At 40.8% G+C, this 17247-nt stretch carries 14 protein-coding genes; 3 read left to right on the forward strand and 11 right to left on the reverse strand.

What is annotated here, in order from left to right; genetic code table 11:
* Positions 1-208 (forward strand): transposase domain-containing protein (locus tag HMPREF0106_RS0125250; RefSeq protein ID WP_032851628.1); only part of this gene is annotated, 208 nt, incomplete at its 5' end.
* A 263-nt stretch (positions 209-471) separates the two neighbouring features.
* Here HMPREF0106_RS0125250 and dapA read toward each other — a convergent pair.
* Together dapA and ligA are read right to left on the reverse strand one after the other, a co-directional pair.
* Complete coding sequence (dapA, locus tag HMPREF0106_RS02605) at positions 472-1365, reverse strand: 4-hydroxy-tetrahydrodipicolinate synthase (protein ID WP_009041039.1); 894 nt, start codon at positions 1363-1365, stop codon at positions 472-474.
* Positions 1366-1424: 59 nt separating this feature from the next.
* Complete coding sequence (ligA, locus tag HMPREF0106_RS02600) at positions 1425-3425, reverse strand: NAD-dependent DNA ligase LigA (RefSeq protein WP_009041040.1); 2001 nt, start codon at positions 3423-3425, stop codon at positions 1425-1427.
* A gap of 75 nt (positions 3426-3500) precedes the next feature.
* On the opposite strand from ligA, the gene trmD reads away from it, so the two are divergent.
* On the forward strand, positions 3501-4178 hold the full coding sequence (gene trmD / locus HMPREF0106_RS02595; protein WP_004312919.1) for a tRNA (guanosine(37)-N1)-methyltransferase TrmD: 678 nt from the start codon (positions 3501-3503) through the stop codon (positions 4176-4178).
* Positions 4179-4393: 215 nt separating this feature from the next.
* Here the strand turns inward: trmD and HMPREF0106_RS02590 are convergent, their stop codons facing one another.
* The 5 genes from HMPREF0106_RS02590 to HMPREF0106_RS02570 form a co-directional block, all read right to left on the reverse strand.
* The gene (locus HMPREF0106_RS02590) at positions 4394-5305 is read right to left on the reverse strand and encodes a dihydroorotate dehydrogenase (RefSeq protein WP_004312918.1); all 912 of its coding nucleotides are present in this window, start codon (positions 5303-5305) and stop codon (positions 4394-4396) included.
* Complete coding sequence (locus HMPREF0106_RS02585; protein ID WP_004312917.1) at positions 5293-6069, reverse strand: dihydroorotate dehydrogenase electron transfer subunit; 777 nt, start codon at positions 6067-6069, stop codon at positions 5293-5295. The genes HMPREF0106_RS02590 and HMPREF0106_RS02585 overlap by 13 nt, the downstream gene beginning before the upstream one ends.
* A 76-nt stretch (positions 6070-6145) precedes the next feature.
* Entirely contained in the window at positions 6146-6616 is a 471-nt protein-coding gene (locus HMPREF0106_RS02580; RefSeq protein ID WP_009041041.1) for a helix-turn-helix domain-containing protein, read from the reverse strand.
* Between the two features lie 1213 nt (positions 6617-7829).
* Positions 7830-8849: a DNA polymerase III subunit delta gene (holA, locus tag HMPREF0106_RS02575; protein WP_004312915.1), complete on the reverse strand. Its 1020-nt coding sequence runs from the start codon at positions 8847-8849 to the stop codon at positions 7830-7832.
* Positions 8850-8873: 24 nt separating this feature from the next.
* Entirely contained in the window at positions 8874-9650 is a 777-nt protein-coding gene (locus tag HMPREF0106_RS02570) for an AMP nucleosidase (protein ID WP_004312914.1), read from the reverse strand.
* Between the two features lie 63 nt (positions 9651-9713).
* Here HMPREF0106_RS02570 and HMPREF0106_RS02565 point away from each other — a divergent pair, with 63 nt between their 5' ends.
* The gene (locus tag HMPREF0106_RS02565; RefSeq protein WP_009041042.1) at positions 9714-10163 is read left to right on the forward strand and encodes a type I restriction enzyme HsdR N-terminal domain-containing protein; all 450 of its coding nucleotides are present in this window, start codon (positions 9714-9716) and stop codon (positions 10161-10163) included.
* A gap of 166 nt (positions 10164-10329) precedes the next feature.
* Here HMPREF0106_RS02565 and HMPREF0106_RS02560 read toward each other — a convergent pair whose 3' ends face one another.
* The 4 genes from HMPREF0106_RS02560 to HMPREF0106_RS02545 all read right to left on the reverse strand — a co-directional run bounded on the left by HMPREF0106_RS02560 (position 10330) and on the right by HMPREF0106_RS02545 (position 17243).
* The gene (locus HMPREF0106_RS02560; protein ID WP_009041043.1) at positions 10330-13485 is read right to left on the reverse strand and encodes an efflux RND transporter permease subunit; all 3156 of its coding nucleotides are present in this window, start codon (positions 13483-13485) and stop codon (positions 10330-10332) included.
* 141 nt (positions 13486-13626) lie between these two features.
* Positions 13627-14760: an efflux RND transporter periplasmic adaptor subunit gene (locus tag HMPREF0106_RS02555; protein WP_015531120.1), complete on the reverse strand. Its 1134-nt coding sequence runs from the start codon at positions 14758-14760 to the stop codon at positions 13627-13629.
* A gap of 34 nt (positions 14761-14794) precedes the next feature.
* Positions 14795-16192: an efflux transporter outer membrane subunit gene (locus tag HMPREF0106_RS02550; protein ID WP_008022376.1), complete on the reverse strand. Its 1398-nt coding sequence runs from the start codon at positions 16190-16192 to the stop codon at positions 14795-14797.
* Positions 16193-16412: 220 nt separating this feature from the next.
* Positions 16413-17243 (reverse strand): zinc ribbon domain-containing protein, encoded by an 831-nt coding sequence (locus HMPREF0106_RS02545; protein ID WP_004312909.1) that lies wholly within the window; start codon positions 17241-17243, stop codon positions 16413-16415.
* Positions 17244-17247: the final 4 nt, after the last annotated feature.

The raw sequence follows: 17247 nt of genomic DNA on the forward strand, positions 1-17247 counted from the left end.
AAAAAACTCATTGTTCTTCGGCAGCCATAAGGGAGCCGAACGAGGCGCCATACTCTACACGATAGCACTCACCTGTAGGATGCATAAAGTGAATCTATTTGAGTATCTCACGGATGTGATAAACAGAACAGCTGAATGGCAACCGAACACACCACTTGAAAAATACAGGGAACTGCTTCCTGACAGATGGGAAAAGGCTAATGGATAAAAAGGGAGCATTAGCCTTTTTATTTTAGCAAACTATATAGAATCGCGGAGACGCTTACCAACAAACAACAGCTTTTAAGAAGCTCCTTCATCTCTAAATTCCTTATTCATAGGCTATTCAGAAGAAAGATGAAGGGGAGAATAAAAATAAAAAAATCATAGGCTGATTTAAAATAAATATCCCAATGATTGAATTTAATCATTGGGATATTTATTTTAAACACTTCGATGTTTATTATGAACTAGTCAAGAGTCCATCTTTTTTCAGCATTTAATATTTAATTCATTCAGAACCTTGCGTATTGCTTCAAATGTAGTAATACGAGTAGGAACCAGCGGCAAACGAAGCTTATTTTCAATCATCCCCATCGCATTTAACATTGATTTTACGCCTGCCGGATTTCCATCGACAAATAACAGGTTAAATAATTCCGTAAATCGATGATGAATAGTCAACGCATTGGCAAAGTCTCCTTGAAGCGCCAAACGTGTCATGCGACTAAATTCACGAGGAAAAGCATTACCAATTACCGAAATCACGCCAACAGCTCCCAATGTTATGAGAGGAAAGGTGATACCATCATCTCCAGAGATTACATTAAAATTTTCCGGTTTATTTTTAATAATATCATCCATTTGCGTGATATTGCCGGATGCTTCTTTAATAGCAACTACATTATTGAAATCACGGGCAATCCGCAACGTAGTTTCAGCAGTCATATTTACTCCCGTACGTCCCGGAACATTATACAATACGATAGGGAGCTCCGTAGCTTCCGCAATCGCTTTATAATGCTGATAAATACCTTCTTGAGAAGGTTTATTATAATACGGCACCACAGACAATATAGCATCAACCCCTGTAAAATCATCGTTTTTCAATGTTTCTATAATAGCGCGAGTATTATTACCACCTACACCCAACAGAATAGGAATTCTTCCGTTAACGCGGTCAATTACCATCTTTTTTATGGTTTTCTTTTCTTCCTCGGTCAGAGTCGGTGTTTCAGCTGTAGTTCCCAGCACACACAAGAAATCCGCATTATTCTGCAATAGATAGTCCACCATACGCATCAACGCGTCATAGTCAACGCTCTCATCCTCTTTGAAAGGAGTAATCAGTGCTACCCCCATTCCTTTCAATTTAGTCTGTATCATGAGTTTTAATTATAATCTCTAATTTATTTAGCCGCAAAAGTACGAATATTTTTCTTATCTTACGATATAAGTTTCAGAAATTCGTCTTCGCTTAATATGGTTATTCCAAGTTTTTTTACTTTTTCGAGCTTTGCAGGTCCCATATTATCTCCAGCCAATATAAAACTCGTTTTCGCGGAAATGCTTCCAACATTTTTCCCTCCGTTTTTCTCGATAAGTTCCTTATATTCGTCACGCGAGTGATGGATAAACACACCACTGATAACAATAGACTGTCCTGCCAACTTATCAGTGTATCCACTCAAATCTTCCTCTGTACGATAAAGTTGTAGTCCGGCCTCCTTTAGCCTGTTAACCAACTCACGATTAGACTCATTAGCAAAATAAGCAAGTATACTTTGAGCTATTTTTTCTCCGATTTCATCGATACTTACCAATTTTTCAAGATCTGCCTGCTGTAAATCATCGATATTCTCAAACGACTTCGCAATCTTTTTAGCCACAGTCTCACCAACAAAGCGGATTCCTAAAGCAAAGATTACACGCTCGAAAGGAACTGTTTTACTTTGCGCAATTCCCGTTACAATATTCTCTGCCGATTTTTCACCCATACGATCCAAACCTTTGATATCATCAGCTGTAAGTTTATACAAGTCGGCCGTATTTTCAATTAATCCCAAACGATAGAACATATCCACCGTTTCCGGCCCTAATCCATCAATATTCATAGCCTTTCGACTAATAAAATGCTCTATTTTGCCTTTGATTTGAGGAGGACACGCTGTTTCATTCGGGCAATAATGAGCAGCTTCTCCTTCATATCTGACTAGTTTACTGCCACATTCGGGACAATTAACGATGAACCGAACCTTCTCACCAAGCATAAAACTACGTGCATCTTTATCAACCCCTGTAATCTTAGGAATAATTTCACCGCCTTTTTCTACATAAACCATGTCTCCAATATGCAAATCAAGCCCCTCGATAATATCCGCATTATGCAAGGACGCACGTTTTACAACCGTCCCTGAAAGCTGCACAGGATCCAGATTAGCTACTGGTGTAACAGCTCCGGTTCTTCCTACCTGATAAGTCACCTTATTCAAACGGGTCAACGCACGTTCTGCCTGGAATTTATAAGCAATAGCCCATCGAGGAGATTTAGCCGTAAAGCCCAAATTCTTCTGCTGCCTCAAACTATTCACCTTTAAAACAATCCCATCTGTGGCAACCGGCAGATTTTTACGCTCTACATCCCAATAATTGATAAATTCAAAAACCTCCTCTAATGTCTGGCACTTACGCGTCAAATCAGAGATTTTAAAGCCCCATTTTGCCGCTTCCTGAAGATTTTCATAATGTCCGTCACAAGGCAGGTTATCACCCAGCAAATAATACAAATAAGCATCCAGTTTGCGGGAAGCCACAATAGAAGAATTCTGCAACTTCAATGTACCGGAAGCCGCATTTCTCGGATTGGCAAAAAGCGGCTCTTCACGCGCTTCTTTCTCTCGATTCAACTCTTCAAACACTTCCCATGGCATAAGAATTTCTCCACGTATCTCAAAAGAAGCAGGATAATTATCACCATGCAATACAAGCGGAATAGAACGGATCGTTTTCACATTATCCGTCACATCATCCCCCTTTTCTCCATCCCCACGGGTGACGGCACGAACCAACTTTCCATCTTCATAAGTCAGCGAAATAGAAGTACCGTCATATTTCATTTCACAACAAATCTCGAAATCCTCATTCAATGCCTTACGGACACGGTCGTAGAAGTCCGTCACTTCCGCTTCCGAATATGTATTTGCCAATGACAACATAGGATATTTATGAGCCACTTGCGTGAAATTCTTGTTTAAATCGCTACCTACACGCATCGTAGGCGAATTTTCATCTTTATATTCCGGATGTGCCTGTTCCAAATCCTGAAGTTCACGCATCTTGTCGTCAAACTCTTTATCTGAGATTTCAGGAGCATTCAACACATAATAATTATAATTATGCCGGTGAAGTTCGGCACGCAATTCCTCTATTTTTTCCTTTATATCCATATTTATTCGATTGTTTAAGGCAAAAATACATGTTTATCTTTGAATATTTGTACTTTTGCGAAAAATTAAAAGATTATGCGTATTGATATTATAACAGTTTTACCCGAAATGATTGAAGGTTTCTTCAATTGTTCTATCATGAAACGAGCTCAAGATAAAGGACTTGCAGAGATACATATTCACAATCTGCGTGATTATACCGAAGATAAATATCGCCGTGTCGATGATTATCCTTTTGGAGGGTTTGCCGGAATGGTTATGAAAATAGAACCCATCGAGCGTTGCATCAATGCTCTGAAGGCAGAACGCGACTACGATGAAGTTATTTTCACGACCCCCGACGGAGAACAGTTCAACCAGCCGATGGCCAACAGCCTCTCGTTGGCACAGAATCTCATTATTCTTTGCGGACATTTCAAAGGTATCGATTACCGCATCCGAGAACACCTGATTACTAAAGAAATCAGCATTGGAGATTACGTATTAACAGGAGGAGAATTGGCAGCAGCGGTGATGGCGGACGCCATCGTACGTATCATCCCCGGAGTCATTTCTGATGAACAGTCCGCACTTTCCGATTCTTTCCAGGATAATTTGCTGGCAGCACCTGTATATACACGACCTGCGGATTATAAAGGTTGGAAAGTCCCCGATATTCTCTTATCCGGTCATGAAGCAAAAATCAAAGAATGGGAACTGCAACAATCCCTGGAACGTACCAGAAAACTTCGTCCCGACTTATTGGGAGAATAAAATAAAGTGTAAATAAAAACGACGGTGAAGAATATGTAAATCTTCACCGTCGTTTTTATTTTGCCTTCAGTTTATAAAGATCTTGCTGATAGCTAATCTTAAACACAGACCTATTTTTCATCCGCTGTTTCCAGCCTGCTTATTCTTCCTTTATTCAAAAGACAAATAGCATTTTTCTCGCAGACTTAGTGCGAATGGTTATTGTATGTTTTCAATTACACCTCAAGTGCACCAATAATTTCCTTTACAGACTTACACCCGTGTCTTTCCAGGTAATTATTTATACCATCTTCCACTTTAATAGTGACAGCAGGATCTATGAAATTTGCCGTACCAATCTGGATAGCCGTTGCACCTGCAAGCATGAATTCGACAGCATCTCTCCAGTCCATAATACCCCCTAAACCAATGACAGGAATATTTACCGCCTTAGCAACTTGCCACACCATACGCAATGCGATAGGTTTTACGGCCGCTCCCGACATTCCTCCTGTTATCGTTGATAAAATAGGGCGTTTACGTTCCGCATCAATCGCCATACCCAGCAATGTATTGATTAATGACACGCTATCTGCACCACTTTCTTCTGCCGCGCGAGCTATTTCGGTGATATCCGTAACGTTTGGGGAGAGTTTTACGATAAGTGTCTTTTTGTAAGCAGAACGCACTGCTTTCACTACTTCTGATGCCCCTTTTGCTGACACACCAAAAGCCATACCTCCTTGCTTCACATTGGGGCAAGAGATGTTTAGTTCTATAGCAGGAATTTTGTCAAGTTCATTAATGATTTCAGCCGTTTTTACATAATCTTCGATCGCAGACCCCGAAACGTTTACAATCATATTCGTTTGAATGTCTTTTATACGAGGATATATATGCTCCACGAAGTAGTCAACACCCTTATTTTGCAGTCCTACAGCGTTTAACATACCAGAAGGAGTCTCTGCCATACGCGGATAAGGATTCCCTTCACGTTTGTGAAGAGTCGTTCCTTTTACAATAATACCACCTATTCGCGTTATATCAATGAAATCAGAGAACTCTTCACCATATCCAAATGTACCGGATGCCGTCATTACCGGATTCTTCATTTGTAATTCACCAATGTTTACACTCAAATCTGCCATAGTAGTTTATTTATATTAAAAACAGGACCTTCTTTACATACACACAAGTGACCTTCTGTCGTATTTTCCACACAGCACAAGCATGCTCCGATACCACAAGCCATTGTATTTTCCAAAGAAACTTCACATTCTATCTGATTACTTTTGGCATATTTTGCCACAGCCACCATCATTGGTTTAGGACCACAAGTGTAAATCTGCTCAAATCGTACCTTATTTAATATAGAATGTTGAGTTACGTATCCTTTTTCGCCATGGCTACCATCTTCCGTAGTAGTATACACCTCTCCATATTTAGCAAACTCTTCCAGCTGCAACAAATCTTTGTCGCTACGGGCACCTAACAAGAACGTAGGTTTGTGGCCTTTTTTAGCCAATTGTTCACCTAAATACAACATGGGAGCTGTTCCGACACCTCCACCAACTAATAAGAGCTTATCAGAAGCCTCTTGAGGCATTGTGTATGCATTTCCCAGCGGAAGCACCACATTAATTGTATCACCAGAATTAGCCTCTGCCAGACGTCTTGTTCCATCACCAACCAGCTGGATCAGAAACCAGACCTCATTTCGCTGTTTATCTACAAAATTAATAGAAATAGGACGACGCAAGAATGTAGTAGGCGAACCGTCCACCCGGATTTCTGCAAACTGCCCAGGTAACATTTCGGGCAGTAATGACTGAGACGTCAATTTTAGCAATACATAGTTTGCATTCAATCTGATATTCTCGGTCACTGTCAGATCTAAAATAAATTTCTTCATGTATGGATATAAAAGTATAAATTCGTATTCCGGGTGCAAAGATACAGGAAATTGCTCAAACCACCGATTTTACTCTTTATTTTTCAGGCCTAAACGTCTCATAGGTATTATCATCAAAAAATATTCTTATTTCCGTGATTTTCCTGGCAGGCTTTTCTATATACCTAATCTCTTGTTTTACAATCTCTTTAGGGGAATTTTCAGCGTTTCTTAATGGCATTTCCTTGCGATTTTCCGGAATAGCCGGCTCTTTGGACGAATTTATGAGATTCTCGTCGAATAAAGAAGGCAGATAATCGCTATTAGAAGAAGAAAAAGATGTCTCTTCTTCAGATACCATCATTTCGCCCTCTCCATAAAGCAACCATTCAAGATTTACATAGTCATACTTTTGATGAACCTTCATTATGACATCTAAACTGGGTTTATTCCGGCCATTTAAAATATGAGAGAGAGTAGATTGTTGTACTCCGATTGTTTTAGCAAAAACTTTAGGAGGAACTTTTTCTCTCTCCATTATCATTCTGATTCTGTCTTTTATCTCCATACTACCTTCTTTTTAGTACAATTGTATGTGTTATGCACCTGATTCACAAAAATACGTATTACATCATTGATAATACAAAGGTAAATATTTAGATTCACAAAAGCAAATTACAAATATAAAAATATTAATATCACAAAAATACACCGTTCTATACAAATCGAATATTACGTTTGTATATCAAACAAAAACAGTAAATACAAACATAAATCTTTAATTAAATAAATATATATAAAGTGCAGATATATAGATGTATAACTGATATACATATAAGCCAAAATAAAGTTATTCACAAATATACACACCACCTAAAAGAAGCTTTTATAGTATAAATTGATGTAATAACACATATCATACTGAATTACAACAAAATAAGCGGACATTTCTTATTTGTTAATTGTCATACAACTACATTTGTATATATAATATTAATATTGTAAACGCACAAATACACTATTGTGAATAATCCTTTTGGATTACATTTGTATTGAATTCACATTCCTGCATTACACATTGGTAACATGCTAAATGTACAAAAGTAAATATCGATAGTTGCAAAAGCAATAAAAGGAAGGAATCAACCCATACTTTACCAATGTATATTACTATTTTTGTCTAATCATCCTTTACAATTTTCTCTAAAAAGCAAATCCTTGCGATATTTCTGTACCAATCTCCAGATATTTATTTTTTTTCGATTCTAGAAGGCTTATTTTTCGCATAAATAAATGATATACAAGAATTTAAGCCCAATAAAGTGAATCTATATTTCTATTAAACTAGAAAAAAATCATGCTGTAACAATCCAATATAGTCTGAACTATCAAAATGACATTAATGGGCAGCTTTAGAAAAAGAGAAAATCTCCATTCTCACTATAAAATGGTAGCATCAAAATCTAAAATGCTTTTTTGATAAAACTCAAGGATCAGTAAACTTTTCTCGTTAAAAAATTCAAGCTTTAGATTTAATGAAAATGTATTTTCTGAAAAGATAGGGCAATATAAAATTAAAAAAACTGTTTGTGTGATTAGCCAAACAGTAACTCTATAAAACGATGAAATAACTAATTTTATTTGTAAAAATAATCACAGAAAATAGTGAGAGGCCTTTTTGAGATAAGTATAATTGCGGGAATATAAAAAAGACATATACTCCCCATTTCTATCTATGGTAAAAGTATATGTCTGATGATATATGTAATTCTTAATTCGAGTTAATGCAAAATTTTAAACACCAGCTCGCGAAGAATATCTCCATCTGTCATAGAACTGTTTTGGACTCCTTTAGATTTTGCATCAGCATATCGTATTTCTCCAACAATTTGCATCGTCTTTACTCCACTATATTTTCTCATTGCCGCCATATAATCCCGAGCCTGCCATGGAGTTCTTAATCCTAGCATGTTTGCAATTCCTTGCTCTGATTTATCCGGCGCATAATAAGTCAACATCAAGTTGGAGTAAAAGCTAAATAATAGAGACAGCGTCATTTGGATTGGATTTGTTTTCGGATTTTCCTCAAAATATTTTATTATTTTGTTCGCTTTCAATATATCCTTTTCCACTAAAGCACTGCGCAATTCAAAGTTATTATAGTCTTTGCTTATGCCGATATTCTTTTCTATCTGTTCAGGAGTAACACGTTTTTGTCCGGCAGGTAAAGTGATAATCAGCTTTTCAAGTTCTCCGGTCAGACGACTTAAATCCGAGCCTACAAAATCAGCAAGCATAGAAGTTGCCTTCGGTTCCATATCAACCCCTTTTCGTTTCATATATGAAGCGATAAAACCGGGAAGTTGCGCATCTTTGATTTTTTTAGACTCAAACAATACACCCGTTTTTTCCACCTCGGCAGCTAACTTCTTTCTACGATCCAAAGTTCCATGCTTATGGCATATCACTAAGATAGTGGAAAGTAAAGGCTTTTGAAGATAATATGACAACTCCTCCATATTACGCACGGCCTGTGCTTCCTTAACGACTACTACTTGATGTTCTGACATCATGGGATAACGCTTTGCGGCATTTATAATCGTTGCCACATCCACGTCAGCACCATACACAACAGTCAGGTTGAATTCTTTTTCCGTTTCACTCAACACATTATCCGTTATGTAATCTGCAATCAAGTCGATATAATACGACTCTTCTCCCATCAGGTAATAGACAGGGCGATACTGCTTTGCTCTCAATTCCTTGAGGATGTCATCACAGGTCAATTCTTGTTTTGCCATATATATTTTTTCAGAAAGACCGGATTACCAGTCGAATTTCAAGTGTTTAACAGTTTTCTTTTCATCAATAATCATACGCAGAGAAGCAATGCCAATTTCAACATGCTCTTCTACATAATTTCTGGTCACCAAATTATCGCTTTTATCCGTTTTCACTCCATCGGGAGTCATTGGCTGATCGGATACCAATAATAACGCACCGGTAGGAATATGATTGGCAAAGCCACAACTAAACAGAGTTGCAGTTTCCATATCGACTGCCATAGCCCGTGTCTTTGTCAGATATTCTTTGAACGCATCATCATGTTCCCAAATACGACGGTTAGTGGTATATACAGTACCGGTCCAATAGTCGCGGCCTTTGTCACGAATGGATGAAGAAACGGCACGCTGCAACATAAATGCAGGCAACGCAGGAACCTCGGGAGGAAAATAATCATTGGAAGTTCCCTCCCCACGGATAGCCGCAATAGGAAGAATCAAGTCACCAAGCTGGTTTTTCTTGTCGATACCACCACATTTTCCGAGGAATAAACATGCTTTGGGGCGAATAGCACCCAGCAAGTCCATGATGATAGCAGCGTTGGGACTTCCCATACCGAAGTTAATCATTGTGATACCTTCGGCAGAAGCAGAAATCATATTTGCGTCCCTTCCTAAAATAGGAACATTAAACTGATTTGCGAAAATCTCAACGTACTTGTTGAAGTTAGTCAACAGAATATACTCTCCAAAATCCTCCAGGTTACGTTTTGTGTAACGCGGCAGCCAATTAGCTACGATTTCTTCTTTTGTTTTCATAATTATCTATTAAATTTGTGCTCCCAATAATGGGAACCATTATTTAATTTACAAAAATAATAAATGTTATCGTTAAACCTACCAGTATTCGACACTAAAATAAACGTACGAAACGGAAAAAATGTAATTTTCGACGTTATTCGTAAACGATATGTCGCCCTTACCCCTGAAGAATGGGTACGGCAACACTTTGTTCACTTTCTTATTGCACACAAAGGATATCCGACTACCCTTCTTGCCAATGAAGTAATGGTGAAGTTGAACGGTACTACCAAACGATGCGATACAGTACTTTACCGGAGGGATTTATCAGCCCGGATGATTGTAGAATATAAAGCACCACACATTGAAATAACACAGGCCGTTTTCGACCAGATCACCCGGTATAATATGGTACTGAAAGTAGATTACCTGATTGTCAGCAACGGAATGCAACATTATTGCTGCTGCATGGATTATGAACATCAGAGTTATACGTTCCTTCAGGATATTCCTGATTACCATTCTTTATAAAATAATCTGCTGTATTCGCCTTTAAAAAACAGCCTTGCCGACAAGAATAAAATAGCGTCACTATCCTGAGGGGATAGTGACGCTATTTGCCTACTATGGTGACGCTATCCCGAACAGATAGCGTCACTATACCAACTACCCTTTCAGACAGTCTTCAAACAGCTTTTTACTTCTGCGTTACAGCATCTCTTCCGTCACCATCATCTGCTTTCTTTTTACTGAACCGCTCTTGCAATTTCTGCATCAATTCGTAAAAATTAGGAATATAAATGGTAGCCAATAAAGTATTCATAGCCATACCGAACACAACAGCGGCCCCCAATGCTATACGACTTTGTGCACCTGCACCGGTGGCGAACAACAACGGCATCACTCCTAGTACAAAAGCAAAAGATGTCATCAGGATCGGACGCAAGCGGACATGTCCCGCTTCAAAAGCAGCTTCCCGAATCGAATTACCTTCGGCACGGAAATCACGGGCAAATTCCACAATCAAAATACCATTCTTTGCCGAAAGCGCAATGAGCAGAATGATACCGATTTGCGTATAAATACTGACCGGAGTTCCCATAATCAGACAGCCAATCATAGCACCCAATAATGCGACCGGCAATCCGATAACGGCTGCCACCGGGCTGGTCCAACTCTCATACTGTGCAGCAAGTACCAGGAAAGCAACAATTAGAGCCATCACGAGTACAATGGTAGTTGTATTTCCTGCCTGTGTTTCCTGATAAGCCACAGAAGTCCATTCATATCCAAACTCATCTCCCAGCTGTTCCTTAAATAATGCTTCCACTTCCTGTATGGCCTGCCCGGTGCTACTTCCCGGAGCAACATTACAAGTCAGAGAAGCAGTCGAGTACATATTATAACGGTTTATTTGATCCTGTCCTAACTGTTCCTCCACTTTGGTGAAAGAAGAAAAAGGTACCATCTCTCCTGCCGCATTCGGCACACTTAGTTTCAAGACATCATCAATCACGCGCTGTGCCTGATCCCGTGCCTCAATCTTTACCTGATAGATACGGCCGAATTCAACAAAGTCATTCACATAAGCCGCTCCCATATAATAGCCCAATGTAGAGAAAACATCATTCAAGGCAATCCCCATAAACTGCACTTTATCACGATCAATATTCAAGAAATACTGCGGAACATTTGCCTGATACTGACTGGACACAGATCCTAAAGCTGGCTTAGAATGATAAGAAGCAAGCAACGCATTGATAGCTTGTTGCATTTCCGTCGGTCCCAGGTTACGCCGGTCTTCCAACTGAAGTTGCAAACCGCCGGAAGCACCCAGTCCCGGAATAGCCGGAGGAACCATCGCAAATACTTCCGCAGCCTGAATAGTCATATACGCTTCACCATTAAAACGGTTGACTACGGCAGCAGCCGTATGCTCCTTCCCTTTCCTTTCATCCCAGTTTTTCAGTACCACAAAATAAGTTGCCGAGTTGCTCTGCTCGCCGCCACCCATTATCGAGAAGCCGGAAATGCCAATATAATTCTTCACTTCAGGATAAGAATCCAGAATTGCATTAACCTTATCTCCCACTGCCTGCGTACGTTCAAGGCTGGCTGCAGGCGGAAGTTGAACAACAGCAATAAAATATCCGTCATCCTCGTCCGGAATGAAAGTAGACGGCCAATGCATAAAGAGCAATACAGCAATAACAGTCAAGGCACCGTAGGAAACAAGAGCCATTCCGGGACGTTGAAGTAACCATTTGACAATCTTGTCATACACTCCTTGTGTCTTGTCATAAGCCTTATTGAAACCTTTGTATATAAAGAAGTTAGAAGGTTTGCTCTTTTCAAGAAACAACGCACAGAGCGCAGGAGTCAATGTCAACGAATTAAAACCGCTCAACACAGTAGAAGCAGCAATAGTCAATGCAAACTGCTTATACAACTGCCCCGAAATTCCACTAATCATCATCGTTGGAATAAACACAGCCAGCAATACAAGCACTACCCCGACAATCGGACCTGTAATCTCTCCCATCGCTTTCGTCACCGCTTCGCGGGGGGAGTACTGCCCGGTTTCCAGTAACCTCGAAGCATTCTCCACCACCACTATCGCGTCATCCACCACAATGGCAACTGCCAGAATCAGCCCGAACAACGTCAGTGTGTTGATAGAGAAACCAAATGCCGCCATCACAGCAAATGTACCAATCAACGATACCGGGATGGTAATACAAGGAATAATCACAGCCCTCCAATTCTGCAAGAACAGGAAAATAACGAGAATCACCAGCAAAGTCGTTTCAAAGAATGTGACCATCACTTCATCAATAGAAGCATGGATCACATCGGTCGTATCCAAAGTGACATTATACGAAACTCCTTTCGGAAAACTTGCCGCCAATTCCTCCATTTTAGCCTTCACTCCTTTGGAGACATCCAGCGAATTGGAACCCGGTTGCTGGTAAATAGCAATGGCAGCCGTAGGTTTTCCATTCAATCGTGACACTACGCTATATGACGCAGAACCCAAATCGATGCGTGCAATATCCTTCAGGCGAAGCATCGCTCCGTTCTGTTCGCGGCGGATAATAATATCGCCGAACTGTTCTGGAGATTTCAATCGTCCCTGGACATTCAATGTATACTGAAAAGCATTATTATTATCCTGCCCGATAGGTTGACCGATATATCCGGCAGATACTTCCACATTCTGCGACTGGATAGACTGATAAACCTGTTGCGGTGAAATATTCCGTATACGCATAGCCTCCGGATCGAGCCAGATGCGCATCGAATAGTCCCCCGCTCCCATAACATTCACAGCACCCACTCCGGGCACACGTGTCAGCTGGTCTACTAAATTCAGTTTGGCATAATTAGTCAGATACAGGCTATTGTATACAGAATCCTGCGAAGTCATTGTCAGGAACATCACAATGTTTGAAGACTGTTTCTGCACAGTGACTCCTTGCACAACTACCGGTTCCGGCAGTGATGACTGCGCGATACTTACCCTGTTTTGTACCTGCACAGTTGCCATATCGATGTCCGTACCGACAGCGAATGTAATGGTCAGAGAATACGCTCCCGAAGAGGAAGAATTGGAAGACATATAAAGCATACCATCTACACCATTCACCTGCTGTTCGATAGGAATACCCACTGTTTGGGCAACAGTTTCAGCATTTGCCCCGGGATAAACGGCAGAGACCTGCACTGTTGGCGGCGTGATCTCCGGAAATTGCGCCACAGGCAATATATTGAGTGTGACCAGACCGGCTACTACAATAAGCAGGGCAAGGACAGTAGCAAATATCGGTCGGTTGATAAAAAACTTAGAAAACATAATATATAGGTTTAAAAGCAGCCTCTCCACAGCCTTCTCCCAAAGAGAAGGAGCAAGAAAGTTACTTTTGTTAATTAATCGGTTTTAAGTACATCACCTTTATTGATTTCAGTTGTTAGTCAATCAGTTAGCAAAGAGACTTTACTTTTCTCTCTTAGGAAGAGAATCAGGAAGAGGCTTTATCTTCATTCCGTCTCTGACTTTCATCAAAGCCTCTGTGACATACTGTTCTTGCGGAGAAAGTCCTCCCACTACCTGCCGTAAAGTGCCGTCGACCAACTGCCCTATTTCAATATGCCGGTAATGAACTATATTCGAATCATTTACAACATATAAATATTTACCCAACTGATCGGTCCCGATAGAACCTTCCTTCACCAACACCGCATTTTTAGCTTCTCCATAAGGTAAAGTAATGCTTACATACAACCCACTCTTCAATATCCCTTTCGGATTATCAAAATTGGCACGAACCGTCAGCGTTCCTGTATTCAAATCTACATTGGGTGAAAGATAGTCGAGGGCAGCCGGATAAGTTTCAGTTCCCTCCTTTCCCAGTTGAACCATTATTTTCTGCGGAAGATTGGCAGGTAATTGTTGGTTATCCATAGCCATCGTCAACCATTGATTATCAGCTACATTGAAGTAAGCATACATCTGATTATCCTTATAAATAGTAGCCAATGTAACTGGCTGCAACGAGCCGCCTACATAACTTCCTACATCTACCGTCGCCTTACTGATAGTGCCATCAAACGGCGCACGAACATAACAATATCCCAAGTTTGTACGGGCGGTGCTCAAAGCAGCTTCCGCATTGCTGACAGCTGCAACCCCTTCTGCCACAGACGATTCCGCCTGAAGTACCTGTATCTGACTGACAGCATCACTCTTTACAGCCTCTTTCATACGACTATAATTATTACGGGCATATTCCAGTTGAGCCTGGGCGGTTTTCAGCTCTGCTTCTGCCTGCTCCACCTTGTCTTTATATAAGGTAGGTTCAATGATAAACAACAATTGTCCTTGTTTCACCCGTCCGCCGGGGACATACGAGGTAGACTGCAAGGTTCCGTTCACTCGGGCCACAAGATTCACCGTTTTTTCAGTTGTCAGATAGCCCGGGTAATCTTTCGTCAAAGTAATATCCTCCACTATGGGTTTGGTCACGCTAATTTCCGGAGTTGGCATACCTCCCATCGCTCCTGTACTTTTCTTCTCCTTACAACCTGTCAATATAGGCAGTGCAAGAAAGATATACATCAGTTTTTTCATATCTGTTAGGTTATATATTTTTTGATTGATTTTTTTATTCTCTCCAACCGCCTCCCAAAGCCTTGTAGAGGGCTATTAGTTGCAAAAGTGAACTCCCTTGTGCCTGTACCAGCTGATTCTCGTAAGATAACAGAGAACGTTGCGCATCGAGTACGTTTTGGAAAGGCGAGAGCCCCTGCTTGTACAATTCCAGTGAAAGTTTCAATGTCTCAATCCCTTGATTACGCACTTCCCGCAGGGCTACAATCTGTTTGATTGAATTCCGATAGCCATTCATAGCGTTGTCAGTCTCCTGTACGGCAGTCAAAACCGTCTGGTTAAACTGATTGATCGCTTCATCCAGTTGCGCTTTTGCCAGTCGGGTTGCGTTCACTAACTGTCCTCCGCTGAAAATAGTCCAGCTCAATGACGGAGCGATTTCATAAGTCATACTTTTACTTTTGGTGAGATCCTTCAAATCACGGGCGGCATATCCAAATGATCCTTTCAAGAAAACTTTCGGCAACCAATCCGCTTTTGAGGCTCCCAGCAATGCCGCTTGTGCATTCACGCTCAATTCCGCACCTCGTACATCAGGCCGTCTCAATAACAAATCGACAGGTAGCCCCACTCCGATCGGTTCCATGTAATCGGGCAGTGTTCCGCCGGATTCGAGAACCGGACGAATATCCTGCGGATACATTCCCAATAAAACGGCCAATGTCGTTATATACTGATTGATACCCGCTTCCAGTTGAGGAATGGAGGCTTTCGTATTATACAACACAGACTTAGCCTGTGCCACATCGAGCTTGGCAACAAGTCCGGTATTATAGCGTACCTCGGTGATTTTCAGTACTTCCTCCTGCGAAGCACTGTTTTTCTTCACCACCTCAAGTTCTTGTTGCAATTCCCTTAGATTGATATAGGCCGAGGCTACCTCCGCAGCCAACGAAACCATAACACCTGTGTACTCTTCCTTACTGGCGGCAAAATTCTCTTTCTGTGCTTTTACCCGCTTGCGGATACTGCCAAAGATATCCAACTCCCAACTCATACTCAACGAAGCATCATAATAATGATCCGTTGTTTGAGGTAGCGAACTGGTATTTCCACTTGTTTCCTGACGGGTCCACCCTGCATTCAGTCCGATGGAAGGAAAGAAATTACTACGTTCTATCCAAAGATTGGCACGGGCAGCGGCTATACGGTTGATTGCCATTGCAACGGAATAATTACGATCTACTGCCAGAGCTATCAAAGAGTCCAGTTTGGCGTCTTGGAATGACTTCCACCAATGGTCATCCACCGGAAGTATCTGTTGAAACACTTCCCCGCTCTCTTCCCAATCGTTAGGGAGCGGAGCTTTCAAATAACGGTTTGCAGTCTGTCCAACCGCAGTTACAGTTGAAAGAAACATAAGGAGCGATGTGCCCCACACTCGTATACTCATATCAGTTCAGGTTTTTATGAAATGAAAAGATAACAACTAAAGGGTAAGTTTGTTTACCGGAGTAAAATTGGAGTAAAACTCCCACGCGACGCAATATTATTTTGAAGTATTCGATTTCCCTTTATACGGGCACTTACTAAAACAAAAAAAGCCCCGCATTGCTGCAGGGCTTACTTTATATATCAAAATAGTAACTTTACTTACTACTTCACTGCTTTCTTTATTCAGCAGTTTTTCTTCTGATAGCTCTTTTAGTAGTAGTTGCCGGAGCTTCTTCCACCTTGTGTTCGATTTGCACACCAGCCAATTCCGGGTCAATCATAATACGTCCGCAGTATTCGCAAACGATTACTTTCTTACGAGAACGGATATCCAGTTGTCTCTGGGGCGGAATCTTGTTAAAGCAACCACCACATGCGTCACGTTGCACATACACAATACCCAATCCGTTACGAGAGTTCTTGCGGATACGTTTGAAAGACTGCAACAGACGTGGTTCAATCTTAGTCTCCAAGTCTTTAGCTTTGTCTCTCAATTTCTCTTCTTCCTGTTTGGTTTCAGAGATAATTTCATCCAGTTCGCTCTTTTTCTGCTCCAGGTCTTTCATTCTTTCGTTAAGAATCTGATCGTTCTTTGTCACTTCAGCCTCTTTTTCTTCTTTATCAGCAGAATATTCTTTGATTCTCTTTTCGCAAAGTTCGATCTCCAATGTCTGGAATTCGATTTCCTTTGTCAAGAAGTCATATTCACGGTTGTTGCGAACATTGTCTTGTTGTGACTTATATTTTTCTACTGAAGCCTTTGCTGTTTCGATTTCTACTCTCTTGCCGGCAATAGCAGATTTCAGTTCATCCACTTCAGCTTTGATCTTGTCGATACGGGTACTCAAACCGGCAATTTCATCTTCAAGGTCTTGCACTTCCAACGGAAGTTCACCTCTCAATGTCTTGATTTCATCAATCTTAGACAACATCGTTTGCAGTTGGAACAGTGTCTTCAGTTTCTGTTCTACCGTCAACTCATTCGGATCTTTTTTTGCTTCTCTAGCCATTTTA

Source organism: Bacteroides sp. D22, assembly GCF_000163675.1.
Taxonomy (GTDB): domain Bacteria; phylum Bacteroidota; class Bacteroidia; order Bacteroidales; family Bacteroidaceae; genus Bacteroides; species Bacteroides xylanisolvens.

Coding starts and splice junctions, on each gene's coding strand:
- HMPREF0106_RS02550 (WP_008022376.1), bottom strand. CDS start 16,192: ATGAGTATACGAGTGTGGGGCACATCGCTCCTTATGTTTCTTTCAACT.
- HMPREF0106_RS02580 (WP_009041041.1), bottom strand. CDS start 6,616: ATGGAGATAAAAGACAGAATCAGAATGATAATGGAGAGAGAAAAAGTT.
- HMPREF0106_RS02555 (WP_015531120.1), bottom strand. CDS start 14,760: ATGAAAAAACTGATGTATATCTTTCTTGCACTGCCTATATTGACAGGT.
- dapA (WP_009041039.1), bottom strand. CDS start 1,365: ATGATACAGACTAAATTGAAAGGAATGGGGGTAGCACTGATTACTCCT.
- HMPREF0106_RS02570 (WP_004312914.1), bottom strand. CDS start 9,650: ATGAAAACAAAAGAAGAAATCGTAGCTAATTGGCTGCCGCGTTACACA.
- HMPREF0106_RS02590 (WP_004312918.1), bottom strand. CDS start 5,305: ATGGCAGATTTGAGTGTAAACATTGGTGAATTACAAATGAAGAATCCG.
- holA (WP_004312915.1), bottom strand. CDS start 8,849: ATGGCAAAACAAGAATTGACCTGTGATGACATCCTCAAGGAATTGAGA.
- HMPREF0106_RS02545 (WP_004312909.1), bottom strand. CDS start 17,243: ATGGCTAGAGAAGCAAAAAAAGATCCGAATGAGTTGACGGTAGAACAG.
- HMPREF0106_RS02565 (WP_009041042.1), top strand. CDS start 9,714: ATGTTATCGTTAAACCTACCAGTATTCGACACTAAAATAAACGTACGA.
- ligA (WP_009041040.1), bottom strand. CDS start 3,425: ATGGATATAAAGGAAAAAATAGAGGAATTGCGTGCCGAACTTCACCGG.
- HMPREF0106_RS02585 (WP_004312917.1), bottom strand. CDS start 6,069: ATGAAGAAATTTATTTTAGATCTGACAGTGACCGAGAATATCAGATTG.
- trmD (WP_004312919.1), top strand. CDS start 3,501: ATGCGTATTGATATTATAACAGTTTTACCCGAAATGATTGAAGGTTTC.
- HMPREF0106_RS02560 (WP_009041043.1), bottom strand. CDS start 13,485: ATGTTTTCTAAGTTTTTTATCAACCGACCGATATTTGCTACTGTCCTT.